Below are 23889 nucleotides of genomic sequence, written 5' to 3'. Positions count from 1 at the left end.
CTCCGCGCGCGGTTCAGGAACGGACTCGGGGACACCCGAGCCGGCCCGGAGTCCGGACCGGCGGACCCACGGAGGGCAGATCGGGTTCACTCACACACGTGGGCCGGTTCATAAGTCCCCCTGCTCAGCTCTTTCTTCACCAGCGCCGCCGAATCTACAAACCGTGCCGCCGGTTTGTCAAAGGTCTATCGGGGTCGATATCGGACACAGAACGTGAGCACCGATGCCCTCCATGCCCTTTATGCCAGGAGAAATAACCGGGGATGCGGGAAATACCGGACACGCCCCAACGAGCCCGCTTCACACTGGGTGAGGAATTGACTCTCCCGTAACCCCTATATGAACAGGTTGAAGCCAACCAAGTGGACTGTTTCACGGGGGCGGTGCGAGGCTGTCACGGCGGCCTCGACGCGTGCGGCGACCGGTACGCGGAAGCCTCGCGGAGGCGCTGGGGAGGGGTGACCGATCCAGCCACGGGCGCGAATCTGATCCACTTCGAGGGAAGATAATACCAACGATGCGGTTTAATATTCCCTGTAAATCTTCCTCAGGAGCTCCCGTGACCAAACAGGAACGGGCCGTACGCACCCGCCACGCACTGCTCAGGTCGGCAGCCGCAGCGTTCGATCAGCGCGGATACGCCGCAGCCACACTGAGCCTGATCAGCAACGGCGCGGGAGTGAGCCCGGGCGCCCTCCACTTCCACTTCGAGAACAAGGCCGCCATCGCCGCGGCGGTCGAACTCGAAGCCGCCGACACCCTCTGCATGGTCGCCACCCACGTGTACATGCGGCAGGGGTCCGCGCTCCAGGCGCTGGCCGACACCTCCCACGCGCTCGCCCGGGCCTTCACCACCGACGTGGTGGTGCGGGCCGGCTTCCAGCTCGGCCGTGAGGCGTCCTACGTCAGCTCGCTCGACCTGCACAAAGACTGGGAGCGGTACGTCCACCGGCTGCTGGCCAGGGCCGCCGAGCAGAACACCCTGCAACCGGGCCTGTCGCACCGGCAGATGGCGGCGATGGTCGTCGCGGCCACCGTGGGCTTCGAGGTGCTCGGGCAGGGCGAGCGGGAGTGGGTGTCGGCGCATTCGCTCACCAGTTTCTGGCGGCTGATCCTGCCGTGCCTGGCCACCCCCGAGGCCCTGTGCGAGCTGGATCCCACGGGCGGCCGCCTCGGTGTGATGTCCCGGTCCTGAGCGTACGAACGGTACGGACGAAGACCGGGCCGACGGGCGAACACAAACAGCACCACCGGTTTTTCCGGCAAACGGACCACCAGACGGCAAAAATAAACAGACCATCCGGTCTCTTACCAGAAGTCCCCTCATACCGCGCGAACCGACACGAAGAGGGCCCCGGGCGGTACGCCCAGGGCCCACGATTCGAACGAACGGGTGTACCGGCCCGCCACCCCGGGCCGGTACCCGCCTACACCGCCGCGGCGTCCCGCGCCGGCTCCTCCTCGGCCCCGGCGCCGGCCCCGGCTTCGGCCTCGTCCTCGCAGTCCTCCTGGGCCCGGGCTTCCAGGAGCTTGATCTCCTCGACGACCCGGTCGCCGCGGTCCGCCGCCATGTCCAGGCGCGCGAGGACGGCGGGCGTCGCGATGCCCGGGTAGAGGTGCTGGTAGAGCGCCGAGACCCAGCGCTCCATGTCCTCGCGGGCGCTGAGCGTCTGCGAGTAGACCTGGACGCCGGTCCAGGAGGCGGACATGATCCACGCCGTCTCGGCGGGGTTCACGTGCGGCAGCAACTCCCCCTGCGCCTTGGCCTGGGCCAGCAGTTCCTCCACGACGCCGATCCAGCCGGGCACCGAGCCGCCGCCGAAGATCTCCCGCATCTCGGGCTCCAGGGACAGCCGTGCGCCCGCGCTCAGCAGGGGCTGGCGCCGCATCCGGTGCGCGAGGACCATCGCCACGTCGAAGAGCTCCTGGAGCTTGCTCTCCCGCGGCGGGACTCCCCCCTCGACGAACTGCTCGTCGAGCACGCCCTGGGCCAGCTCCTGCTTGGAGCAGAAGTGGAAGTACAGCGCCCCCTTGGTGACACCCGCCCGGGCGAGGATGTCCGCGATCGTCGCGGCTTCGTACCCGCGCTCGTCGAAGACCGCCGCGGCCGCTTCCAAGATCGCGCGCCGCGTACGAACCGCACGCTCCTGCCGAGCCACATTGCCTCCGAGTGTTCGAGTGCTTCGAGTGCTTCGCGGGTCCGAGCGCACCCCGTTAAAAGGAACCAGCAGGTCCGTATTTTATCAACAAGAACGACAAGTCTTGACACCGGAATCGCCTTGTAAACAAAACCGGAAAGTACATATCTTACGAGGAGTGCTGTCCCATCCGTCGAACGACTGTGTGGAGAGGTCAATGACCCTGTTCACGTCTGAGAACTATGCCCCGGCGTTAGCCCAGGAAGCCGGCGAGCCGTGGACGAGCCCCGCAGAGCTCCCGCAGCTGACGAGTACCGTGCCCCGAGAGTACGTGCACCGCAGCTCCGTCGCCGAAGTCTTCCTGACCGGTTACAAGCGCATCGACGACAACGTTTTCCTGCTCGGCGGCCAGTGGCCGCGGGCCCACACCTTCTTCACCAGCCTCGACGGCACGAGCCACGACCCGGTCCAGGCCGCCGAGACCCTCCGTCAGGCCGGTCTCCTGCTGTGCCATTCGGAATATGGAGTTCCACTGAAGCACAAGATGCTTCTGTGGACCCTGGATTTCACGGCCGATCCCTCGCAGCTGCGCATCGGAACCAGCCCCACCGAACTCGAAATCCTCGCGACGTGCAGGGATTTCGTCTGGAAGGGCAACAAGTTCTCCGGCGTCCTCGAAGTCAGCATCCGCTGTGACGGCAGGGACGCGGCCTCCGGGACCGCGACGTTCAGCTGTGTCTCCCCGGCCGTCTACCGCCGTCTGCGCGGTGAGGCCGGTTTCGAGTCCGCGCTGCGGCCGCTGCCGCGCCAGACTCCCGTCCCCACCGCCGAAGCCGGCCGGCTGCTCGCCGCCGATGTCGTCCTCGCGCCCGCCGACCGGCCCGGCCGCTGGCTGCTCAGCCCCGACCTCGGCCACCCGATCCTCTTCGAGCACGCCAACGACCACCACCCGGGCATGGTCCTCGTCGAGGCCGCCCGCCAGGCCGCGTACGCCACGCTGGCCGACGCCGCCTTCACCCCGACGGGCATCGAGACCGCCTTCCGCAGCTACGCCGAGTTCGACGCCCCCTGCTGGATCGACACCGAGCTCGTCCCCACCGACGACCCGGCGGCCCGCAGGGTGCGCGTGACCGGACACCAAGACGGGCGCACGGTGTTCGAGTCGACCGTCACGGGCACCGTCCCCGTTCTCTGACCCGGCGCGGCCGGGCCTCGCCCCCCGGGCCGGCCGCCACCTCGGGCGGGCGGGGCCCCACACGATCATCTGGAGGTTGGCTGTGCGAGCGTCGCTCCCCGTCGCGGGGAACAGTTCGGGTGTGCTCGCCGGCAAGTCGGCCCTGATCACGGGGGCGAGTTCGGGCATCGGCGCGGCCGCCGCCCGGGTGTTCTGCCGGGAGGGCGCCCGGGTCACCCTGGTGGCCCGCCGGGAGCCCGAACTCGCGGCTCTGACGGCCGAGTTGACAGCCGCCGGACACCAGGCCCAGTACGTCGTCGCCGATGTCACCCGGGCCGGGGACGCGGTCCGCGCGGTCGGCGCCGCCGTCGAGGCCTACGACCGCCTCGACGTGGCCTTCAACAACGCGGGCCTCGGCGCCCTCCCGGGCCCGATGCACCTCCAGGACGACAAGGTCTACGACGAGGTCATGGACGTCAACGTGCGCGGGGTGTGGAACTGCATGCGCGCCGAGCTGACCGCGATGCTGGAGTCCGGCGGCGGCTCCATCGTCAACAACAGCAGCACCGCGGGGCTCGTCGCCACGGCGGCCGGCTCCCCGTACATCGCGTCGAAGCACGCGGTGATCGGCCTGACCAAGGCGGCCGCGAAGGAGTACGCGCAGCACCGCATCCGGGTCAACGCGCTCGCCACGGGCGCCACCCGCAGCGAGATGATCACCGGCTGGATGGCCGAGGACCCGGCGCGCGAGCCCGCGATGGCCCAGAAGGCGATGCTGAGGCGGCTCGCGGAGACCGAGGAGATCGCGGAGGCGGCGGTCTGGCTGTGCGCCGACCGGTCCTCCTACGTCACCGGTACGACGCTGGCCGTCGACGGCGGCCGCCTGTCCCACTGACCCCCCGCCTCCAGCACGCCCCCAGGCCGCCCCTTCAGCCCGCCTGCGGCCCGAACTCCCCCGTCAGCAGCAGCTTCTTCTGCGGCTTGCCCATCGCGTTGCGCGGCACCGCCGCCACGAAGCGCACCTCGCGCGGCCGCTTGTGCACGGAGAGGTGCGCGGCGACGAACTCCGTGAGCTCGGCGCCCGTCACCCCCTCGGCGACGACGAAGGCCACGATCCGCTGCCCCAGGTCCGCGTCCGGAACGCCCACCACCGCGGCCTCGGTGACCCGGGGGTGGTCCAGCAGCGCGTTCTCGATCTCGCCCGCGCCGATCCGGTAGCCACCCGACTTGATCATGTCGATGGAGGCCCGGCCCACGATGCGGTGCACCCCGTCCGCCGGGTCCACGGCCGCGATGTCCCCCGTACGGAACCAGCCGTCCTGCGTGTACGCGGCGGCGGTCGCCTCCGGGCGGCCCAGGTATCCGGAGAACAACGTCGGCCCCGTGAGCTGGAGTTCCCCGATCTCGGCACCCGGCTCGGCCGCGATCCGGGTACGGATGCCGGGCAGCGGGGTGCCGACCGTACCCGGCCGGACCTCGCCGCCCGCGCGGCCGCTGACGGTGATCAGCGTCTCCGTCATCCCGTAGCGCTCCACGGGCCGCAGCCCGGTCAGCCGTTCCAGGTCCCGGAACACGGGCGCGGGCAGGGCCGCGCTCCCCGAGACCAGCAGCCGCGCCCCGCCGAGCGCTTCGGCGGCCGGCGCGTCGGCGGCGATCCGGGACCACACGGTGGGCACTCCGAAGTACAGGCTCCCGCCCGCCTCCGCGTAGGCCTGCGGGGTCGGCCGCCCGGTGTGCACGAGACGGCTCCCGCTGCGCAGCGCCCCGAGCACGCCGAGCACCAGCCCGTGGACGTGGAACAGCGGCAGCCCGTGCACCAGGGTGTCCTCGGCGCTCCACTGCCAGGCCTCGGCCAGCGCGTCCAGGTCGGCGGCGATCGCCGCGCCGGTCAGCACCACCCCCTTGGGCGCGCCGGTGGTCCCGGAGGTGTACAGCACGAGCGCCGGATCCTCGGGAGCGGCCCCCGGAGCGGCCCCCGGAGCGGCCCCCGGCCCCGCCGAACCGGAGGAGCGCCGGTCGAAGTCCACGTCGATCAGCGCCGCCCCGGAGTCCCGCAGGATGTGCTCCCGCTCGGCCGGCCCGGCATCGGGCGGCAGCGGTACGAAGGGCACCCCGGCCAGCAGCCCCCCGACGGCCGCCGCGACGGTCTCCAGCGAGGCCGTCGCCGTCACCGCGAAGGCCGGGGCCCCGGCCACGTCGGAGGCCACCGCGCGCGCCGCGCCCAGCAGTTCCTCGTAGGAGGCGGTCCGTCCGGCGACGCTGAGCGCGTCCTTCCGGTCTCCGTACACCCCATCCAGCGCGGTCAGCACGCGAAGCCTCCTCGGTCACTCCGGCAACACAGGAGCCCAGGCTACGGCGCCGGTCGCGCACACCGACGGCCCGGGCACCTTCTCCCCGGGCCGTCGGGCGCGTCAGCCGCGCTTCAGCCGCGCGTTCAGCCGTGCGTTCAGCCGTGCGTTCAGCCGTGCGTTCAGCCGTGCGTTCAGCCGTGCTTCAGCCGCGCCGGTCGCGCCTCAGCAGCGCTCCACCGGCACGCGATCAGATGACGCCCTGCGCCAGCATCGCGTCCGCGACCCGCTCGAAGCCGGCGATGTTCGCGCCGACGACGTAGTCCCCCGGCGCCCCGTACCGCTCGGCGGTCTCGTGCGCGACGGTGTGGATGGACCGCATGATGCCCGCCAGTTCGTCCTCGACGCGCTGCTCGCTCCACGCGACCCGCCCCGCGTTCTGGGCCATCTCCAGCGCGCTCACCGCGACCCCGCCCGCGTTGGCGGCCTTGCCGGGCCCGAACGCGACCCCGGCCTCCTGCAGGATCCGTACGGCCTCGGGGGTGGTGGGCATGTTGGCGCCCTCGGAGACCGCCTTGACCCCGCTCGCGACGAGGGCGCGGGCGTCCCGCGCGTCCAGCTCGTTCTGCGTGGCGGAGGGGAACGCGACGTCCGCCGGGACGTCCCAGACCCGGCCCCCGGACACGAAGCGGGCCGAGGCCCCGCGCCGCGCGGCGTACTCGCTGACGCGGCCGCGCTCGACCTCCTTGATCTGCTTCAGCAGAGCGAGGTCGATGCCCTTGTCGTCGATGACGTAGCCCTCGGAGTCCGAGCAGGTCAGCGGGTTGGCGCCGAGCCGCTGGAGCTTCTCGATGGTGTAGAGGGCGACGTTGCCGGAGCCGGAGACGACCGCGCTCAGGCCGTCCAGCGCCTCGCCCCGGACGGCGAGCATCTCGGCGGCGAAGAGCACGCTGCCGTAGCCGGTGGCCTGCGGGCGGATCGCGGAGCCGCCCCAGCCCTGGCCCTTGCCGGTGAGCACGCCGGCTTCCCAGCGGTTGGTGATGCGCCGGTACTGGCCGAAGAGGTAGCCGATCTCCCGGCCGCCGACGCCGATGTCCCCGGCGGGCACGTCGGTGTGCTCGCCGATGTGGCGGTGCAGTTCGGTCATGAAGGACTGGCAGAAGCGCATGACCTCGGCGTCGGACTTGCCGTGCGGGTCGAAGTCGCTGCCGCCCTTGCCGCCGCCGATCCCGAGGCCGGTCAGGGCGTTCTTGAAGATCTGCTCGAAGCCGAGGAACTTCACCACGCCGATGTCCACCGACGGGTGGAAGCGCAGGCCGCCCTTGTACGGGCCGAGCGCGCTGTTGAACTCGACCCGGTAGCCGCGGTTGACGTGGACCCGGCCCCGGTCGTCCTGCCACGGGACGCGGAAGAGGATCTGCCGCTCGGGCTCGGTGAGCCGCTCCACCAGCGCCACGGCCGGGTCGGCGTACTCGGGGCGGGCGGCGAACACGGGGGCCAGGGTCTCCAGTACTTCCCGTACCGCCTGGTGGAACTCGGGCTGCGCCGGGTTGCGCCGCTCGATGTCTGCCCGCAGTGCTTCCAGCCTGTCCTTCTGATCCTTCACGTGTGTCCCTCCAGGGGTTCCGTGGTTCCGTGCTTCCGGGGTGCGGAAACGTTCTTCCGTATCGCGGCTCCCGATCGGGAGGCTACCGCGCGACACCCCGGCCGGGAACATCCTCATGGATCACGCGCGACAGGAAGCCTTCCTACTCATAAGACCAACAGCCTTGACGATTAGATGACCCGCGCATGACCAGCAGCAGACCAGAAGATCAGCAGCAGACCACTCGCGGGCGGGTCCGCCGGGGTCCGTGCCCGTCATCGGAACGGGCCAACGGGCCCGCCGCGCTTGCCAGTAGGGTGCCGTCATGAGCACCTCCCCACTGCGCCTGGAGCCGGTCACCGTGGCGAACTTCGACACGGTGTGCGCGATACAGGTCCGCCCCGACCAGGCACATCTCGTCTCACCCGTGGTCAAGTCCCTGGCCGAGGCCCATGTCAACGGTGACAACGCCTGGCCGCGCGCCATCGTCGACGGCGACGAGGTCGTCGGCTTCGTGATGGCCTTCATCGACATCGCCTGGAACCCGGCCGCGGACCCCGGCGACATCCGCTCCGGCATCTGGCGCCTGAACATCAGCGCCGACCGCCAGGGCAAGGGCTACGGCCGCTTCGCGGTCGAGGCCGTCACCGCCGAACTCCGCCGCCGGGGCGCCGACCGCGCGTACGTCACCTGGGAACCGGGCCCCGGTACGCCCGAGCCCTTCTACCTCGGCCTCGGATTCCGCTCCACCGGCGAGCGGAGCGGCGGCCAGGCCGTCGCCGTACTGCCCCTGGACACCGGACAGTACGACGCGGTGGACGCCCGCTAGGCTCCGGGCAGTACGACCGTCCGCGCCGCCCCCGGCATCAGCGGTGGGACGGCCTGGACACCGGCGCCCGTCCGGAACTCCTGCGGACTGACGCCCCGGACCCGCTTGAAGGCCGTCGACAGCGCGAACGCCGATCCGTAGCCCACCCGCCGGGCCACCTTCGCGACCGTCGCGTCCGGCTCCCGCAGCAGATCCGCGGCGAGCACGAGCCGCCAGCCCGTCAGGTACGCCATCGGCGGCTCCCCGACCAGCTCGGTGAACCGGCGCGCCAGCGAGGCCCGGGAGACCCCGGCCTTGACCCCGAGCTCCTCCACCGTCCAGCCGTGGGCCGGGTTCTCGTGGAGCATCCGCAGCGCCGGGCCGACCACCGGGTCGCCCTGCGCCCGGTACCAGGCCGGGGCCCCCGAGCCGGGGTCCGCGAGCCAGGTGCGCAGGACCCCGATGAGCAGCAGGTCCAGCAGCCGGTCCAGGACGATCTCCTGCCCCGGCTCGTCCCGGGAGATCTCCGAGGCGAGCAGCCCGATCAGCGTGGCGTCGGCGGCCGCGGCGGGCCGTACCAGGACCGTCGGCAGCGCGCTCAGCAGCCGGCGGCCGATCTCGCTCGGCGCCTGGTAGGTGCCGCTCAGCATCACCGCCGACCCCGCGTCCTGGAACTCCGCGCCCCACGTGCGCACGCCCAGCGCCATGCTCTCGCTGACGTCCTCGCCCGCCCCGGTGGTACACCGCTGATCGGGGTCCACCGTGATCTGCACCGGGGTGTCCGGCGCGTCCCCGATCGTGTAGGGCTCGGGCCCCCGTATGACGGCCACGTCCCCGGGGCTGATCCGCACCGGCTCGCCGCCGTCGGGGAGCACCCAGCTGGAGCCGCGCACCATCGTGGCCACCGACAGCGGGGCCCGGTCCTCGATCCGTACCGCCCAGGGCGGGTTGTAGACGGCCTTGAGGAGGAAGGCACCCCGGGCCTTGGGGCCTTCGAGGAGGCCGGTCAGCGTGTCCATGGGCCCATCCTCCCTCCGCCGGAGCCGGTCTGACGGAAACTCAGGCGTCCCAGACGCCGGTGGCCGCAGCCTCGCGCGCGAAGTCGGCGAAGTCCCTGGGCCGCCGGCCGAGCACCTCCTCCACCCCGTGCACCAGGTGCGCGTTGCGCCCGTCCAGGATGAGCGTGAACAGGTCGGCGAGTTCCTCCGGCAGGTCGTTCTCGCGGAGCACGACCCGGTAGTCCTCGGTCGAGACGGGGAGGTACGAGATCTCGCGCCCGGTCGCCTTCGACAGCTCGGCGGCGGCGTCGGCGAAGCTGAGCAGCCGCGGCCCGGACAGTTCGTACGTCCGGCCGATGTGGCGGTCGTCCGTCAGCGCGGCCACGACCACGTCGGCGATGTCGTCGGTGTCCACGAAGGGCTCGACGGCGTGCCCGGTGGGCAGGGCGATCTGCCCGGCCAGGACCGGTTCCCGGAAGAAGCCCTCGTCGAAGTTCTGGTTGAACCAGCTGGCCCGGACGACGGTCCAGTCGGCGCCGGACTCCTTCATCCGGTCCTCGGCCACCCGCGCCGCGTCCTCCCCGCGCCCGGAGAGGAGCACGAGCCGGCCCGCCCCGGCGGCGACGGCAGCGTCCGCGAAGGCGCCGATCTGCTCGGGGGCGCCGGGGAAGGCGAGGTCCGGGTAGTAGGTCACGTACACCCGGTCCACCCCGTCCAGCGCCGGCCCCCAGGTGGCGGGCAGGTTCCAGTCGAAGGCGGGGTCGGCGGAGCGTGATCCGACGCGGACCCGGCGCCCCCGCAGGAGGAGCTTCTCGGCGACGCGCCGACCGGTCTTGCCGGTGCCCCCGATGACGAGGGTGACGGCGTCCCCGGTGTTCTTCGCGTTGCTCGTGCTGCTCGTGCTGCTCGCGTTGCTGGCGCTGCTCGCGTTGCTGGATGTGTTCGATGAGTTCGTCATGCCTTCAGTCAACCGCCGCCGCGCGAGACGGAACATAGCCGAAAAGCTCACCTCCATAAGCGAGCGTCCAAGGCGCCGAGCCGCCCTCTCACCGCCCCGCACTCAGCTGCCGGCCCGCACCTCGGTGTTCTGGCAGGCCGTCAGCAGCCAACGCCCGTCCTCGGCACGGGTCATCACGTACAGCGGGCTGCCCTCGGTGTCCCCCTGCGCGGAGTGGTAGACCTGGCGGACCTTGACCGCCGCCACGTCGGGCCGCAGGAAATGGGTGTGGACCACCTCGTAGCTCACCTCCCCGTCCCACTGCGCGGCGGGCAGCACCGCGCGCGTGAACTCGGCTATCGCGTCGAGGCCGATGAGGACCTTGCCGTGGGCCGTGGTCCACAGCGCCTCGGGGTGGAAGAGGGCAAGGAAACCTTCGGCGTCCTTGGCCCGCTGGGTGCGTTCGACGGCGGCGACGACCTCGGCGACCGCCTCGTTTTCTGTAGTCATGTGAGTGAGGATGCTCCCTCACCTATGGTTGAGGTCAATAAATATGATCACATGGCGGCATGACGAGGAATCTCTACTTGTTCTGCTCCGCCGCCCAGCCCGTCTTCGACGTGGCCCATGTGATCGAGGACGCCCAGTCGCGGGGCTGGAACGTCTGCCTGGGGCTTACCCCGACGGCGGCGCGCTGGCTGTCGGTGAGCCTCGACGGACTCGCCGCACTGACCGGCCACCCGGTGCGCTGGGAGTACAAGCTGCCCGGGGAGCCTGACGTCTGGCCGGTGGCCGACGCCCTGCTCTTCGCCCCGGCCACCTTCAACTCGCTCAACGCCTGGGCCCTCGGCCTCACCGACCGGTTCACCCACGGGGTCGCGGCCGAGGCGCTCGGCAAGGGCATTCCCGTGGTCGCCATGCCCTGCACCAACACGGCGCTCGCCGCGCACCCGCAGTTCGACCAGTCCCTCGCGGTCCTGCGCGGCGCCGGTGTCGAACTGCTCTACGGCGAGGGCGGCTTCGTCCCCGGCCCGGCCGGCCAGGACGGCCCGGCGCACTTCCCGTGGCAGGCCGCCCTGGACGCGGTGGACCGGGCGGGCACGGCCCAGGCCTGACGGACCGGGCCTGCGTGGGACCGGGCGCGCGTGGGACCGGGCGCGCGTGGGACCGGGCGCGCGTGGGACCGGGGCCGGCAGGCGGCCCGCTACTCCCCGGTCACCCCGTCGATCGCCTCGCGCAGCAGGTCCGCGTGCCCGTTGTGCCGGGCGTACTCCTCGATCATGTGGGCCAGGACGTAGTGCAGGGAGTACTCCTGATCACCGTGGCGCCCCTTCACGTCCAGGGACTCGGCGGCCTCCACGATCGCCCGCGACCGCGCGCAGGCGTCCTCCCAGATCCCGAACGACTCCGCCGGGTCCGCGTCCTCGACGTGGAACTCCGTCCGCTCCCCCGCCGCGTTCCGCGGGAAGTGGCTCCGGACGTCCTCGCCGCCGAGGACATTGCGGAACCAGCCCCGCTCGACCTCCGCCAGGTGCCGCACCAGCCCGAGCAGGGACAGCCCCGACGGCGCGACGGCCTTCCGCCGCAGCTGCTCGGGCGTCAGGCCCGCGCACTTCACCATCAGGGTGTCCCGCTGCCACTGCAGGACGCTGGTCAGGGTGGCGCGTTCGTCCCCGACCAGCACGGGCGGGGTCCGCTGTTCCTCGTTCATCGGGCGATCATCACAGGCTTACGGTCATCCGCGTCACCGGGTTTCACTGCGTGGACAGCTCCCGGAAGAACGCCCGCACGTCCCCCACCAGCAGATCCGGAACCTCCATCGCCGCGAAGTGCCCACCGCGGTCGTACGAGGTCCAGCGCACGACCGTGTCGGTCCGCGCGGCGACGTGCCGCAGCGGAATGAAGTTGTCGCGGGGGAAGTCGGCGAGCGCGGTCGGCGTGGCCGACACCTCGGGCGGCTGACCGGCGTAGTCGGCGTGCGCGCGCTCGTAGTAGATCCGGGCGGCGGACCCGGCCGTGCCCGTCAGCCAGTACAGCATCACGTTGGTCAGCATCTGGTCCCGGTCGACCGGGCACCGAGGGTCCGCCCACTCGGCGAACTTCTCCCCGATCCAGGCGAGCAGCCCGACGGGCGAGTCGTTCAGCCCGTACGCGAGGGTCTGCGGCCGGGTCGACTGGATGTCGGCGTATCCCTGCCGCTCGCGCGCCCAGACCCGGTACCGCTCCCACGAGGCCAGCGTCCGCTCCCGCTCCCCCGCGCTGAGCGCGGCCAGCTCCTCGGGCTGCGGCTCCGCGGTCGCCCCTCCGCCGGGCAACAGGTTCAGGTGCACCCCGAGTACGTTCCCGGGCCGGATCCTGCCGAGCTCCCGCGAAACGGCGGCGCCCCAGTCCCCGCCCTGGACCCCGTACGTGCCGTACCCGAGCCGCTCCATCAGCACCCCGAAGGCCCGCGCGACCCGCTTGAACTCCCAGCCGGTGTCCCGGGTGGGCCCGGACAGGGCGAAGCCGGGGATGTGCGGCAGGACGAGATGGAACGCGTCAGCGGGATCCCCGCCGTGCGCCCGCGGATCCGTCAGCGGGCCGGCGACCCGCTGGAACTCCACGAAGGACCCGGGCCAGCCGTGGGTCATCAGCAGCGGCGTCGCCCCGGGCTCGGGCGACCGGATGTGCGCGAAGTGCACCCGCGCCCCGTCGATGGTCGTCACGTACTGCGGCCACTCGTTGAGCCTCGCCTCGGCCGCCCGCCAGTCGTAGGCGGTGCTCCAGTACCGCGCGAGCTCCCGGACCTCCCCGAGCGGCATCCCGTACGCCCGCCCCACCCCGGGCAGCTCATCGGGCCACCGCACCCGGTCCAGCCGCTCCCGGAGATCCTCCAGCTCCGGCTCCCCCACCTGAACCCGAAACGGCCGCGCCCACTCCCCGAGATCACCCATACCCGCGATCCTAGGCCGCCCGCCCGCGCGCGGCGTTAACGGCGTTAACGCCGTTACTGACTTCGGCTTGTCAGGGTGAACCTTGGCGAAGTGCCTGATGGGCTTGAGGTGCTGGCTGTATGGACGACCGTGGCAACGGGGTCGCTCGGGCCACCCGTTCTGCCGATGTCCGGCAACCGGACCGGCTCATGGGTGCCGCCAGCAGCGGGTGACCCCGCCGCGGAGCCCCACATACTGTTGCCCCGTACGTGAGCAGGGCATACGGGGGTAGGGAACATGGTGGACGAGACGGTACGTGCAGGCGCCGGGCATCGTACGGAAGTCTTCGTGTGGCTCGGTCTCGCACTACTCCTGGGCGCACTGTCGGCCCTGGTACTGATTCCCCAGGCCCAGCATCTGCGCTCGCTCCGCGACGGTGTGCGCGCCAACGCCACCATGCATACCCGCGGCACGTGCGCGCTGGGACAGTGCTCGGTCGCCTTCGAGGCGCAGGACCGCACCGTCGTGGCGGCCTTGCCCCCAGGCAGTAGTGGCAGCAAATACCCCGTGGGCGCGCACCTCACCGTCCGGTACCGGGCGGACGATCCGCAGACAGTCGCCGCCGCGGCCGACGTGGAGGGCGGTGGGGCGACCTTGCTAGCCGCCTCGACCGGCGCGGGTGCCGTGTTGTTCCTGCTTCTGCCGGTCATGAAGACGGTGGCCCGAGCACGGCGGCGGCGCGCGGCGTCCAGCGCCGTTGGATGACGTGCCCGCCCCACATGCCGATCACCGTGCTACTGACTTCGACTCGTCAAGGTATGCCGGGGCGTCGAGGGTCAGGCCGGTGCCTGCTATGAAGCCGTCGAGTGTGTGGGGCCGGTATTGAAGGCGTTTGAGGCGGTTGCGGACGAGGGTTTCGAGGCGGTCGAGGGCCATGACGGCGAGGTTGGCCAGGCTGCGCTTGACGTGCGCCCAGACGCCTTCGACTGGGTTCAGGTCGGGCGCGTAGGCGGGCAGCAGGAACACTGTCAGCCACGTCCGCTCGGCGACGAGGTCCCGCATCTTTCGCGAGACATGGGTGTTCAGCCGGTCCCAGATCAGCACGATCGGCGCCTTGACCAGCTGATGGACGCTGTCGACCAGCGCGATGAAGTCCCGCTCGTCCATGCTGCGGCGCTTGCCCTTGCCTGCGGGGTGGGTCCGCAGCCGGTGGCACAGCCGGGTCCGGGAGCCGGGCCGCATGGCGATCAGGCCGGCCACCGACAGCCGTCCCGAGCGGCGCCCGCTCACCGTCACGACCGGGGTGCGGCCTCGCCTGCCCCAGGTCCGTCCCCGGGGCGGCCGACGGGTGAAGCCCGCTTCGTCCTCGAAGCAGACGTAGCCCCCGCAGGCCGCCCGGGCCCTTTTACCTCCGCCCAGGTCGCCTCCTTCCATGCGATGACGGCCTGCTCGTCACGCTCGGCGACACGCCGCGCGGGAACCTGCGGGCTGAAGCCGAGCCGGTGCATCAACCGGGTGGCACCCGAGACGCTGTAGGAGACGTGGAACTTCCGGCCGATCAGCGTGGCCACCCTCGACGCGGTCCACACCTGGTCCTCCACCCAGCCGTGCGCCGCCGGACCTTCCTCCAGGAACCTTGTCAGCTTCTCGAGGCAGTACGGCGACAGCCGGCACCGCGAACCACTCGGTCCACACGAGACCAGTGCCGCAGCCCCGCCGTCGCGCCACAGTCGGTGCCATTGGTAGGCCGACTTCAGGCTTACCCGCAGGCGCCGGGCGACCTCCGACGGCTTGGCCTTCTGCTCGAACAGCCCGACCGCCTGTATCCGTACCGATTCACGGCGCTGACGCCCTGCAGGGGTCAGCCCGCCCCCATCCGCATACCTCACACACCACGGGATACAGCCACAGCTCCAAGCCCAGCAGGCACTTCACCAAGATTCACCCCGACCAGCCGAAGTCAGTAACGCCGGGGCGGGGGTCTGTCAATCGAACGGTGTATCGAGGGTGGTTGGGGTTACTGACGGGCTGCGGACAGTCGGCCGTCGAAGGTGATGTCGAAGGCGTTCAGAGCGGTCTTCCAGCGCATGGTCCAGCGGGCCTGACCACGGCCGGTGGGGTCGAGCGACATGATCGCCATGTAGACGCACTTCAGGGCGGCGGTCTCGTTCGGGAAGTGCCCGCGGGCCTTGACCGCCCGCCGGATCCGCGCGTTCACGGACTCGATCGCGTTCGTGGTGCAGACGATGCGGCGGATCTCGGTGTCGAACCGCAAGAACGGGGTGAACTCTTCCCAGGCGTTCTCCCAGAGCCGGACGATCGCCGGATACTTCCTGCCCCAGACGTCTGCGAACTCGGCGAACCGTTCCAGGGCGGCGTCCTCGGTCGCCGCCGTGTAGACGGGCTTGAGGAGCTTGGCGATCTTGTCCCAGTCCTGGCGGGCGGCATAGCGGAAGGAGTTCCGCAGGAGGTGGACCACGCAGGTCTGGACGGTGGTGCGGGGCCAGACGGTCTCGACGGCGTCGGGCAGGCCCTTCAGCCCGTCGCAGACGAGCATGAGGACGTCGTTCACGCCGCGGTTCTTGATCTCGGTGAGGATGTGCATCCAGTGCTTGGCGCCCTCGCCGCCGTCGCCGGCCCACAGCCCCAGGATGTCCCGCCGGCCTTCGGTCGTGACGGCCAGGGCGACATAGATCGGCCGGTTCGCCACGGCGCCGTCGCGGATCTTCACGTGGATCGCGTCGATGAAGACCACCGGATAGACAGCGTCGAGCGGCCGGTTCTGCCACTCGGCCATACCGTCCATGACCTTGTCGGTGATCGTCGAGATCGTCTGGCGGGAGACCTCGGCTCCATAGACCTCTGCGAGGTGGGCCTGGACCTCGCCGGTGGTCAGGCCCTTCGCGGACAAGGAGATGACCATCTCGTCCACGCCGGTCAGGCGCTTCTGCCGCTTCTTGACGATCTTCGGCTCAAAGGATCCCTCACGGTCGCGGGGCACGGATATCTCCACCGGGCCGACATCCGTCAGCACGGTCTTCGCACGAGTTCCGTTGCGGCTGTTCCCGCCGTTCTTCCCGGCCGGATCGTGCTTGTCATAGCCGAGGTGATCGGTGATCTCGCCCTCCAGGGCGGACTCCAGCAGCCGCTTCGTCAGCTGCTGGAGCAACCCGCCCTCGCCGGTCAGCTGCAGGCCCTCAGCCTGGGCGCGGAACACCAACTCGTCGATCAGCCGGTCATCCACCGCCTTCGACAGCTTCGGCTCAGACGGCTCGACAGTCTCGGCCTCGGTCACGTTCTCACTGGTCATCGGTGCATCCTCCATGATCGGGAGTTACACCGAACGATTTACAGTCCCTACCGCGACGATCACCAACCGTCAGCCCCTATGACAAGACGGCTTCAAGGTCAGTAACGGCGTTAACGCCCCCGCCGTTCCACCAACAGCCCCAGCCCGTCCAGGATCCGCTCCAGCCCGTACAACAGCGCCTGGTCCTGCCCCCCTTGCTCCGCGACCGATCCCAACACCGCCGCCAGCGCCGGGTACTCGTCCCCGCGCGCCCTCAACACCTCACCCAGCATCACGACGAGCTGCGCATCGGGCCCTTCGCCCCCGGCCCCGCCGGTCCCGCCGGCCCCGCCGGCCATGGCCCGCTCCTGCTCGGCGATCCCCCGCACGTGCCCCGCCACCAGCACCACCGAGTCCATCGCCTCGGTTCCGCTCAGCCCGCACCCGTCCAGCGCCGCGAGCGCCCGTTCCATCCAGCCGAGTTCCCGCGGCCCCATGACCCGCGCCCCGACCGTCGCCTCCAGCAGCCACGGGTGCGCCCGGAACCCCTCGTACAGCCCCCGCGCCCACACCCCGAGCTGCTCCCGCCATCCCCCACCCGCCGACGCCGCGCCCGCGGCCGCGGCCGCCGCCAGCCCCGCGTCCAGCCCCGCAGGGTCCGGCAGCGCCGCCTCCACCATCAGTGCGACGAGCTCCGCCTTCCCCGGCACGTACCGGTAGAGCGCCATCTTCGTGACCGCCAACTCCGCGGCCACCCGCTGCATCGATACGCCGCCCAGCCCCTCCGCATCGGCGATCCCGACCCCGGCCAGGGCAATGCCCTCCAGGGTGAGCCCCCGCTTCGGCCCCCGCGCGGGCTTGGCCGGCGGCCCCCACAACAGCCGCACCGCCGCGCTCCACTGCTCGCTCGTCATGGGATCCCCTTGCACTCGCACCAAAACTGCGTCTACCGTACACGGAATCCCTTCTGTATCCGCCGGACGCAGTTCTGGTCCCCCCACCACCCCGGAGCCCACCTGTGCCCACACCCCCTCCCCCACCGTCCTCATCTCCGGCGCGAGCATCGCCGGCCCGGCCCTCGCCCACCGCCTCGGCCACCACGGCTTCCGCCCCACCGTCGTCGAACTCGCCCCCGCCCTGCGCGAAGGCGGCCACGCCGTCGACTTCCGCGGCGACACCCACCTCACCGTCCTGCGCCGCATGGGCCTCCTCGACGAACTCCGCCGCCTCCAGACCGGCGGCAGCCCGATGACCTTCGTCGACCAGGACGGCACTCCCCTCCTCCACCTCCCCGCCGCCTTCGCGGGCGGCGACATCGAGGTCCTGCGCGGCGACCTCTCCCGCACCCTCTACGAGGCCTCCCTGCCCACCACCGAGTACGTCTTCGGCGACTCCGTGACCGGCCTCACCGAAACCCCGGCCGGCGTGGACGTCACCTTCCGCCGCTCCCCTCCCCGCACCTTCGACCTCGTCATCGGCGCCGACGGCATCCACTCCCACATCCGCCGGCTCGCCTTCGGCCCGGAGGAACGACACGTCACCCACCTCGGCTACTACGCCGCCACCTGGAGCCTCCCCCACCACCCGCACCCACCCCGGAACCCGAACCCGGACCCCCGCCCCGGCTCCGTCGGCTACAACTCCCCCGGCCGTCTCGCCAGCGTGGGCACCGGCCACGCCAACCCCTCCCGCGCCGGGGCCTTCTTCCTCTTCGCCTCGCCCGAGCTCACCTACGACCGCCACGACCCCGACGCCCAGAAGGCCCTCCTGGAAGCCGCCTTCGCCGGCCTCCCCTGGCGGGTCCGGGAACTCCTCGACACCCTCCCCGCCGCCCAGGACCTCTACTTCGACTCCATCAGCCGCGCCGACGTCCCCGCCTGGTCCACCGGCCGCATCGCCCTCGTCGGCGACGCCGCCTGCGGCGCGACGATCGGCGGGATGGGCACCGGGACGGGCATCGTCGCCGCGTACGTCCTGGCCACCGAACTCGCCCGCTCCCCCGGGGACCACCGGGCCGCCTTCGCCCGCTACGAGTCCCTGCTCCGCCCCTACGCCCGGCGGTGCCAGAAGGGCGGCGACCGCACGGGCCCCTTCCTCGCCCCCGCCACCGCCCTCGGCCTGCGCCTCCGCAACGCCACGCTCGGCCACCCGCGCGGCATGGCCTGGATGCTGAAGCAGGGCCAGAAGGCAGCCTCCCTGAAGAACCTCCCGCGCCAAGCCGACCCGGCTCCGACGCGTTAACGGCGTTAACGCCGTTGTCCTGTCTCACTGACAGTCGGCCGATCTCACCGAAGATTGACCGCTGCGGTGTTGTGTCAACGAAGCGCGATCGAGACATCCCGCTGACAGCCTGGTCACGTGGACGACTTCACCGAGCAAGGGCTTCGCGAGGCGATCACCGCAGCGGAATCGCCGGCCTGGTCCGTGAGGGCCACCGCAGGACGTCGTCTGGCGGCAGCACCGCAGATTGGAGGTGTCGCCGGTGTCCTGCACCGTCTATTGCTGGACGCTCAGGACACCGGTGTGACCTCGGATACTGCGTCAGCTCTCTTGGCTCGGAGAGATCTGGCTGGCCTGCGTGCCGTGCTCGCTGCCCGTGCAGTCGCCTCTGACGAGGGAACCGCCGATCAGCTCGCTGCGGAGCTTGACTGTGACCCACGCTGGGCGACCGGACAGGATGGTGACGAGCTGATCGTGCAGCTTCGGACGTTGGCAGCGGACAGAGACCCAGATGTCCGCAACGAAGCCATGTTGCGACTTACACGCCTGCGCTGACCGGAAGGCACTGGCCAATCTTCGGTGAGATCGGTCAGCCTTCAGTGAGACAGGACAGCCGTTAACGGCGGTGGCGGCGCGGCGGCGTTAACGGCGGTGGCGGCGTTAACGCCGTTAACAATCGGAGGATCCCACTCCACTTCCCGGCGTTAACGGCGTTAACGCCGTTAACGGTCCCCCCGGCGCCGCCAACGCCACTATCGCTCCCACTTCGTTAGCAAAACCCAAGCGTGGCGCCCACATCACCCCCGGAACGTTAGTAAAGTCCCTCTCATGACTTCACCCTCACCTCAGAACGACCGGGAAAAGGTCGTCTCCAAACTCCCCCCGTGGCTGCGCCAGGAGTTGAAGATCCGCACCGCCCAACTGCGGGTCGACATCCAGGACGCCGTCCACCAGGGCATCTCCCACTGGAGCGCCCTCGCCTCCGCCCCCTCCCCCGTCGACACCTCCGGCGCCGAGTCGTTCTCCACCTGGCTGCCCGCGGGCCAGTGGGAGTCCTTCCGCGCCGATGCCAAGGGCCGTGGTGTCTCCCTCATCCAGGGACTGGCCCAAGCCGTCCGTCTCTGGCTGGAGCTGAACCCGGCCCCGACCGTCAAGCGGCCCTCCGTCGTGCGCCGCATCGTGGTGTGCAACCAGAAGGGCGGCGTGGGCAAGACCGCCATCACCGCCGGTACCGCCGAGGCCCTCGCGGAGGACCCGGAGTCCCTCCACCCGGTCCGCATCGCCCGTCAGCTGGCCCGCACCTCGCAGGGCGAGGAGGGCCAGCAGCTCCACCACGAGGCGACGACCCCGCTGGACCTGGAGGACCTCCCGGGCCTCGGGATGCGCGTCCTGCTCATCGACTTCGACCCCCAGGGCCACCTCACCAAGCAGCTCGGCCAACAGCCGCTCCCCATCGGCGGCGACAGCCTCACCTGTCACATGGCCGGCGAGGCCAAGGGCCCCCTCTCCGACCTGATCGTCCCCGTCCCAGACGACCGGTTCGGCGACCGCCTCCACATCCTCCCCGCCTGCACCGACGCCTTCCTCCTCGACGTCCGTCTCTCCACCGTCCGCGCCCGCGAGGCCGCCCTCGAACGCGCGCTGGCTCCGGTCGAGTCCGACTACGACGTCATCCTCATCGACTGCCCCCCGAGCCTCGGCCTCAGCATGGACGCGGCGATCTACTACGGGCGCCGCCGCGACACCGAACAGCCGGGCGCCTCCGGCGCGCTGATCGTCGTACAGGCGGAGGACTCGTCGGCCGACGCGTACGACCTCCTCACCTCCCAGATCAACGACCTCCGCGACGACCTCAGCCTCGACATCGACTACCTCGGCCTCGTCGTGAACCTCTACGACGGCCGGCGCGGCTACATCGCGACCTCCTCGCTCCAGGCCTGGATGGACATAAAGGATCCGCGGGTCGTCGCCATCGTCCCCGACCTCAAGGAACAGCGCGAAGCGGTCCGCGTGAAGCAGCCGCTGTTCGTGTACGCGCCCAAGGGCGACCAGGCCGTCGCACTGCGCGCCCTCGCAAGGGAGATCTCATGAGCAAGGCCGACAAACTCGGAGTCTCGGCGTCCTTCGCGCGGGCCCAGCCCGTCGGCGTCAGCTCCCGCCGCGCGGCGATCGCGGAGGCCACCGGGGCCCCCACCTCCGGGGTGCTCCCCCCGTCCGAGGTGCCCATCGAGGCCCTCGCGCACAACCCGTTGAACCTCCGCGAGGACCTGACGGACCTCGATGAGCTCGCGCAGTCCCTCATCGTCCGGGGCCAGCTCCAGCCCCTCGCGGTGGCCACGCGGATGGCCTTCATGGAGGCCCACCCCGGGCAGACCGACGGACTGGGCCGCGCCCCGTACGTGGTGATCGACGGCAACCGGCGCCTCGCGGCGGCCCAGCTGGCCGGTCTGAAGACCATGCACATCCACGTCAACGACGCCCTGGCCGCCAGCGCCGCCGACATCCTCGAATCCGCCCTGATCGCCAACGTCCACCGGGTCGACGTCGCCCCGCTGGACCAGGCCCGCGCGATTCAGGAGCTCGTCGATGTCCACGGCTCGCAGGCCCAGGTCGCGAAGCGGCTCGGGAAGACGCCGGCGTGGGTCTCCCAGCGGCTGGCCCTGCTGAACCTGACCCCCACCCTCCAGGAGAAGGTGGAGACGGGCGAGCTCAAGGTCGAACCGGCCCGCCGGATCGGCCGCCTCCCGCAGGAGGAACAGGAGACGGCGGCGACCGAGAGCATCAACGCCGTTAACCCCCCGCGCCAACGCACCCGCCCCACGCCCACCGTTAACGGCGTTAACGCCGTTAACGCCGCACCCCCGGCTCCCACCCCCGTTCCCGCCCCCACCCCCCGGATCACGATCGCCACGGACTCCCCGGAAACGATCGCCGACGCCCTGACCGCCCACCTCACCCCTGACGATCTGAAGGCCGTCACGGAACTCCTGGTCACCCGCATCTGAGGCAGACACCACGGCCGGGGGCGTTAACGCCGTTAACGCCGCAACGCCCCCACGTGCGTTTCATGTGCGTTCAGAGGTGCGGTTCGCATAGGCTGCGCCATGGAGGCACCCATGGAAAACGAACAGCAGTCGCTCTTCGCGGCCGTAGACGCCCTGCTCGAAGAAGCGGCCGCGCAGGACCCGCTCCCCCACCCGGACGAGCGCAAGCGCCTGCGCGAGGCGGCCGGTCTGAGCCAGGACCAGATCGCGAAGGCCCTCTCGGTCCGCCGGGAAACGGTCACGTCCTGGGAAACCGGCCGCACCGCCCCCCGCCCTCCCAAGCGCGCGGCCTACGCCCGCCTCCTGGAGGGCCTCGCCACCCTCCACCCCGTTAACGCCGTTAACACCCCGAAGCCTCCACCCCCGACCGTTAACGCCGTTAACGCCGCACCCTCCCCCGCCCCGACCGTTAACGCCGTTAACGCCCAGGAGCCCCTGGCCCCGCCTATTAACGCCGTTAACGCCGGGCCCTCCCCCGCGTCCACCGTTAACGCCGTTAACGCCCCGCGCGCCGAAGGCGCTGCGGTTTCCGGGGCGGAGCCCCAGCCCGCTGGCGCCGAAGGCGCCGCACCCACCCCCCCGGGGTCTGGGGCGGAGCCCCAGTTTCGGGAAGGGGCGGGTAGGGGAACAGCCCCGCAGGGCCCCACCCCCGCACCGGCAGCCCCCACGCCGAAGCCGGCGCCGACCGTTAACGGCGTTAACGCCGTTAACGCCCCGGAGGCCCCGGCCACGGCCCCGAGCCGGACGCCAACGCCAACGCCAACGCCGACCGTTAACGCCGTTAACGCCGTTAACGCCGTTAACGCCGTTAACGCCAAACGCCGCCCCACCCCCCTGGAAGGGAACGGTCCGCTCGTCGTCCTCGACGGCACCGGCCACGCCCACGCCGCCGGCGGCCTGGTCCTCGACCACCCCACCAGCACCCTCCCCGCCCTCATCGCCTGGGCACTCGGCCCCGACGCCGACCTCCGCTCCCCCCGCCTCCACCGCAACGGCAAGGACGGCGACCCCCTCCTCGTCCTCACCGCCGCCGCCACCGAGGCCCTCGGCCTCCCCCTCGTCCTGGAGGACCGCCGCGCCCTCCGCCTCCCGGACAACCACCCCACCCTCAAGCAGCTCGCCAAGAGCAAATGGCAGCTCACCCGCCGCGGCTTCGGCCCCTGGCCCCGTATCTACCGCCCCGCCACCCCCACCACCGGCCGCCAGTGCGTGCAGCTCGCGGTCCTCCCCTGGGGCGCCCTCGACCCCCGCGCCTGGGGCGAGGACACCGCCGAGCTCCCGGCCCCGGAACTGGCCGAGCTCCTCACCACCTACGCCGCCCGCGTCCTGACCCCCCGCGGCTCCACCGCCGTCACCGGTCTGGAACTGATGACGGCCCTGCGCCCGCCCACCCGTGCCGCCCGCAACCCCCAGACCAACACCTGGGAGTCCGCGCCCGTCGCCGGGTCCCTCGTCCGCCCCGTCGACCCGGCCCCGCCCGAGGCCCCCGACGAGCACCCGGTCGTGGCCGCCCTGTACCCCCGCGCCCACCAGCGCACCCCGGACCAGGTCCTCGACGAGGAGGCGTACGACTGGATCCGCGACCCGGAGCTCCTCTCGGACGCCGAGTGCACCCGGACCCACGCCGTCGGCATCGACGTGAACATGGCCTTCGCCGCCGCCGCGAACCGCCTCGCGGTCGGCCTGGGCCCGGCGGTCCACGCCTCGCGCCCCCGCTTCGACCCGAAGACCCCCGGCTGCTGGCTCGCGGACCTCTCCACGCTCGACCTCGACCCGCGCCTGCCCAGCCCGTTCACCCCGCACGGCCGGCGGCCCACCGGGCCCGCCTGGTACGCGACCCCGACCCTGGCCTACGCCCTGGAGCTCGGCCACCCCGTCGAACCCGCCGAGGCCTGGCTCCGCCCGGACAACGGCCCGTACCTCGACGCCTGGTACACCCGCCTCCGTGACGCCTACGTGGCCACGATGGCGGACCTCGGTGTCACCCCGGCGCTCTCCGAGCCCGAGTTCCTCACCGCCATGGCCGCCCTGCCGAGCGGGAACAAGCAGGTGCTGTCGGCCATCAAGTCCACCGTCAAGGGCGGCATCGGCAAGCTCCGCGAGCGCCCCCAGGGCGCCGGCTACCGGCACGGCGAGCCCTGGCCCGCCCTCGAACGCCCCACCTGGCGCCCCGACATCCGGGCCGCCGTCATCTCGACGGCCCGCGTGAACATGCACCGCAAGATGCTCAAGATCGCCACGGCGGCGGGGGAGTACCCCATCGCCGTGCTCTCCGACTGCGCGGTCTACCTCTCCGACGGCCCGAGCCCCCTGGACTTCCTCCCGCACACCCCCGAGGGCAAGCCGCTCCCCGGCGGCTTCCGCCTCGGCGTCAGCCCGGGCATGGTCAAGCACGAGGGCACCCAGCCCCTCCTGTGGGCCGTTCAGATGCTGGACGAAGGCCTCAACCCCGCCCGCCACATCAAGGGCCACGACGCGGCAGCCGACGGAGAATAA

The 23889-nt window shown here is 71.3% G+C and carries 22 protein-coding genes and 1 pseudogene; 11 read left to right on the top strand and 12 right to left on the bottom strand.

The window, feature by feature from the left end; genetic code table 11:
* Positions 1–559: 559 nt before the first annotated feature.
* Positions 560–1195, top strand: a complete 636-nt coding sequence (locus EES41_RS37810) for a ScbR family autoregulator-binding transcription factor (RefSeq protein WP_123083073.1) — start codon at positions 560–562, stop codon at positions 1193–1195.
* Between the two features lie 232 nt (positions 1196–1427).
* On the opposite strand, the gene EES41_RS37805 is transcribed toward EES41_RS37810, so the two are convergent.
* Positions 1428–2159 carry a ScbR family autoregulator-binding transcription factor gene (locus EES41_RS37805; RefSeq protein WP_302186196.1) on the bottom strand — a complete coding sequence of 244 codons (732 nt, stop codon included), beginning with the start codon at positions 2157–2159 and terminating at the stop codon, positions 1428–1430.
* Between the two features lie 283 nt (positions 2160–2442).
* Here EES41_RS37805 and EES41_RS37800 point away from each other — a divergent pair, with 283 nt between their 5' ends.
* Both EES41_RS37800 and EES41_RS37795 read left to right on the top strand, forming a co-directional pair.
* The gene (locus tag EES41_RS37800; RefSeq protein WP_302186202.1) at positions 2443–3333 is read left to right on the top strand and encodes a ScbA/BarX family gamma-butyrolactone biosynthesis protein; all 891 of its coding nucleotides are present in this window, start codon (positions 2443–2445) and stop codon (positions 3331–3333) included.
* A gap of 82 nt (positions 3334–3415) precedes the next feature.
* Positions 3416–4207: an SDR family NAD(P)-dependent oxidoreductase gene (locus EES41_RS37795; protein WP_164496235.1), complete on the top strand. Its 792-nt coding sequence runs from the start codon at positions 3416–3418 to the stop codon at positions 4205–4207.
* Positions 4208–4241: 34 nt separating this feature from the next.
* Here the strand turns inward: EES41_RS37795 and EES41_RS37790 are convergent, their stop codons facing one another.
* On the bottom strand, positions 4242–5621 hold the full coding sequence (locus EES41_RS37790; RefSeq protein WP_123083069.1) for an AMP-binding protein: 1380 nt from the start codon (positions 5619–5621) through the stop codon (positions 4242–4244).
* A 229-nt stretch (positions 5622–5850) separates the two neighbouring features.
* Positions 5851–7206, bottom strand: a complete 1356-nt coding sequence (gdhA, locus tag EES41_RS37785; RefSeq protein ID WP_123083068.1) for an NADP-specific glutamate dehydrogenase — start codon at positions 7204–7206, stop codon at positions 5851–5853.
* 304 nt (positions 7207–7510) lie between these two features.
* Here gdhA and EES41_RS37780 point away from each other — a divergent pair, with 304 nt between their 5' ends.
* A complete protein-coding gene (locus EES41_RS37780) occupies positions 7511–8014 on the top strand; it encodes a GNAT family N-acetyltransferase (protein WP_123083067.1) in 504 nt (167 codons plus the stop codon).
* Here the strand turns inward: EES41_RS37780 and EES41_RS37775 are convergent.
* The 3 genes from EES41_RS37775 to EES41_RS37765 form a co-directional block, all read right to left on the bottom strand.
* Positions 8011–9012, bottom strand: a complete 1002-nt coding sequence (locus EES41_RS37775) for an AraC family transcriptional regulator (RefSeq protein ID WP_123083066.1) — start codon at positions 9010–9012, stop codon at positions 8011–8013. The genes EES41_RS37780 and EES41_RS37775 overlap by 4 nt on opposite strands.
* Positions 9013–9052: 40 nt before the next feature.
* Positions 9053–9949 (bottom strand): NAD(P)H-binding protein, encoded by an 897-nt coding sequence (locus tag EES41_RS37770; protein WP_174261873.1) that lies wholly within the window; start codon positions 9947–9949, stop codon positions 9053–9055.
* Positions 9950–10051: 102 nt separating this feature from the next.
* On the bottom strand, positions 10052–10438 hold the full coding sequence (locus EES41_RS37765) for an SgcJ/EcaC family oxidoreductase (RefSeq protein ID WP_123083065.1): 387 nt from the start codon (positions 10436–10438) through the stop codon (positions 10052–10054).
* Positions 10439–10497: 59 nt separating this feature from the next.
* Here EES41_RS37765 and EES41_RS37760 point away from each other — a divergent pair, with 59 nt between their 5' ends.
* Positions 10498–11043, top strand: a complete 546-nt coding sequence (locus tag EES41_RS37760; RefSeq protein ID WP_073776674.1) for a flavoprotein — start codon at positions 10498–10500, stop codon at positions 11041–11043.
* Between the two features lie 89 nt (positions 11044–11132).
* Here EES41_RS37760 and EES41_RS37755 read toward each other — a convergent pair whose 3' ends face one another.
* Together EES41_RS37755 and EES41_RS37750 are read right to left on the bottom strand one after the other, a co-directional pair.
* A complete protein-coding gene (locus EES41_RS37755) occupies positions 11133–11639 on the bottom strand; it encodes a DinB family protein (protein WP_123083064.1) in 507 nt (168 codons plus the stop codon).
* 43 nt (positions 11640–11682) lie between these two features.
* Positions 11683–12861 (bottom strand): epoxide hydrolase family protein, encoded by a 1179-nt coding sequence (locus EES41_RS37750; RefSeq protein ID WP_123083063.1) that lies wholly within the window; start codon positions 12859–12861, stop codon positions 11683–11685.
* A 276-nt stretch (positions 12862–13137) separates the two neighbouring features.
* Between EES41_RS37750 and EES41_RS37745 the strand changes: the two genes are divergently transcribed.
* Positions 13138–13605, top strand: a complete 468-nt coding sequence (locus EES41_RS37745) for a DUF3592 domain-containing protein (RefSeq protein ID WP_123083062.1) — start codon at positions 13138–13140, stop codon at positions 13603–13605.
* Positions 13606–13626: 21 nt separating this feature from the next.
* Here the strand turns inward: EES41_RS37745 and EES41_RS37740 are convergent.
* The 4 genes and pseudogenes from EES41_RS37740 to EES41_RS37725 form a co-directional block, all read right to left on the bottom strand.
* A pseudogene (locus tag EES41_RS37740) lies at positions 13627–14157 on the bottom strand (transposase); the annotation flags it as partial.
* Positions 14133–14705: a winged helix-turn-helix domain-containing protein gene (locus tag EES41_RS37735; protein ID WP_302186201.1), complete on the bottom strand. Its 573-nt coding sequence runs from the start codon at positions 14703–14705 to the stop codon at positions 14133–14135. The gene EES41_RS37735 and the pseudogene EES41_RS37740, both read right to left, overlap by 25 nt.
* A 152-nt stretch (positions 14706–14857) precedes the next feature.
* Positions 14858–16150, bottom strand: a complete 1293-nt coding sequence (locus EES41_RS37730) for an IS256 family transposase (protein ID WP_123083060.1) — start codon at positions 16148–16150, stop codon at positions 14858–14860.
* A 110-nt stretch (positions 16151–16260) separates the two neighbouring features.
* The gene (locus EES41_RS37725) at positions 16261–17043 is read right to left on the bottom strand and encodes a TetR/AcrR family transcriptional regulator (RefSeq protein WP_164496185.1); all 783 of its coding nucleotides are present in this window, start codon (positions 17041–17043) and stop codon (positions 16261–16263) included.
* On the opposite strand from EES41_RS37725, the gene EES41_RS37720 reads away from it, so the two are divergent.
* From EES41_RS37720 to EES41_RS37700, 5 genes are all read left to right on the top strand, one after another.
* Positions 17042–18370, top strand: coding sequence for an FAD-dependent monooxygenase (locus EES41_RS37720; protein WP_254211863.1), 1329 nt, complete (start codon positions 17042–17044; stop codon positions 18368–18370). The two genes, EES41_RS37725 and EES41_RS37720, sit on opposite strands and share 2 nt — an antisense overlap.
* A gap of 117 nt (positions 18371–18487) precedes the next feature.
* A complete protein-coding gene (locus EES41_RS37715; protein WP_123083059.1) occupies positions 18488–18904 on the top strand; it encodes a hypothetical protein in 417 nt (138 codons plus the stop codon).
* Between the two features lie 273 nt (positions 18905–19177).
* Positions 19178–20440, top strand: a complete 1263-nt coding sequence (locus tag EES41_RS37710) for a ParA family protein (protein ID WP_123083058.1) — start codon at positions 19178–19180, stop codon at positions 20438–20440.
* Positions 20437–21354, top strand: coding sequence for a ParB/RepB/Spo0J family partition protein (locus EES41_RS37705; protein WP_123083057.1), 918 nt, complete (start codon positions 20437–20439; stop codon positions 21352–21354). Before EES41_RS37710 ends, EES41_RS37705 begins: the two co-directional genes overlap by 4 nt.
* Positions 21355–21465: 111 nt before the next feature.
* Complete coding sequence (locus EES41_RS37700; protein WP_123083056.1) at positions 21466–23889, top strand: helix-turn-helix transcriptional regulator; 2424 nt, start codon at positions 21466–21468, stop codon at positions 23887–23889.

Origin of the sequence: Streptomyces sp. ADI95-16 (assembly GCF_003721495.1) — a bacterium.
GTDB classification, from domain to species: domain Bacteria; phylum Actinomycetota; class Actinomycetes; order Streptomycetales; family Streptomycetaceae; genus Streptomyces; species Streptomyces goshikiensis.
Note: the sequence above shows the minus strand (reverse complement) of the source record. Positions and strands in the feature narration are given on the sequence as shown.

Coding starts and splice junctions, on each gene's coding strand:
- EES41_RS37780 (WP_123083067.1), top strand. CDS start 7,511: ATGAGCACCTCCCCACTGCGCCTGGAGCCGGTCACCGTGGCGAACTTC.
- EES41_RS37775 (WP_123083066.1), bottom strand. CDS start 9,012: ATGGACACGCTGACCGGCCTCCTCGAAGGCCCCAAGGCCCGGGGTGCC.
- EES41_RS37770 (WP_174261873.1), bottom strand. CDS start 9,949: ATGACGAACTCATCGAACACATCCAGCAACGCGAGCAGCGCCAGCAAC.
- EES41_RS37765 (WP_123083065.1), bottom strand. CDS start 10,438: ATGACTACAGAAAACGAGGCGGTCGCCGAGGTCGTCGCCGCCGTCGAA.
- EES41_RS37760 (WP_073776674.1), top strand. CDS start 10,498: ATGACGAGGAATCTCTACTTGTTCTGCTCCGCCGCCCAGCCCGTCTTC.
- EES41_RS37755 (WP_123083064.1), bottom strand. CDS start 11,639: ATGAACGAGGAACAGCGGACCCCGCCCGTGCTGGTCGGGGACGAACGC.
- EES41_RS37750 (WP_123083063.1), bottom strand. CDS start 12,861: ATGGGTGATCTCGGGGAGTGGGCGCGGCCGTTTCGGGTTCAGGTGGGG.
- EES41_RS37745 (WP_123083062.1), top strand. CDS start 13,138: ATGGTGGACGAGACGGTACGTGCAGGCGCCGGGCATCGTACGGAAGTC.
- EES41_RS37730 (WP_123083060.1), bottom strand. CDS start 16,150: ATGACCAGTGAGAACGTGACCGAGGCCGAGACTGTCGAGCCGTCTGAG.
- EES41_RS37720 (WP_254211863.1), top strand. CDS start 17,042: ATGGGATCCCCTTGCACTCGCACCAAAACTGCGTCTACCGTACACGGA.
- EES41_RS37725 (WP_164496185.1), bottom strand. CDS start 17,043: ATGACGAGCGAGCAGTGGAGCGCGGCGGTGCGGCTGTTGTGGGGGCCG.
- EES41_RS37710 (WP_123083058.1), top strand. CDS start 19,178: ATGACTTCACCCTCACCTCAGAACGACCGGGAAAAGGTCGTCTCCAAA.
- EES41_RS37705 (WP_123083057.1), top strand. CDS start 20,437: ATGAGCAAGGCCGACAAACTCGGAGTCTCGGCGTCCTTCGCGCGGGCC.
- EES41_RS37700 (WP_123083056.1), top strand. CDS start 21,466: ATGGAAAACGAACAGCAGTCGCTCTTCGCGGCCGTAGACGCCCTGCTC.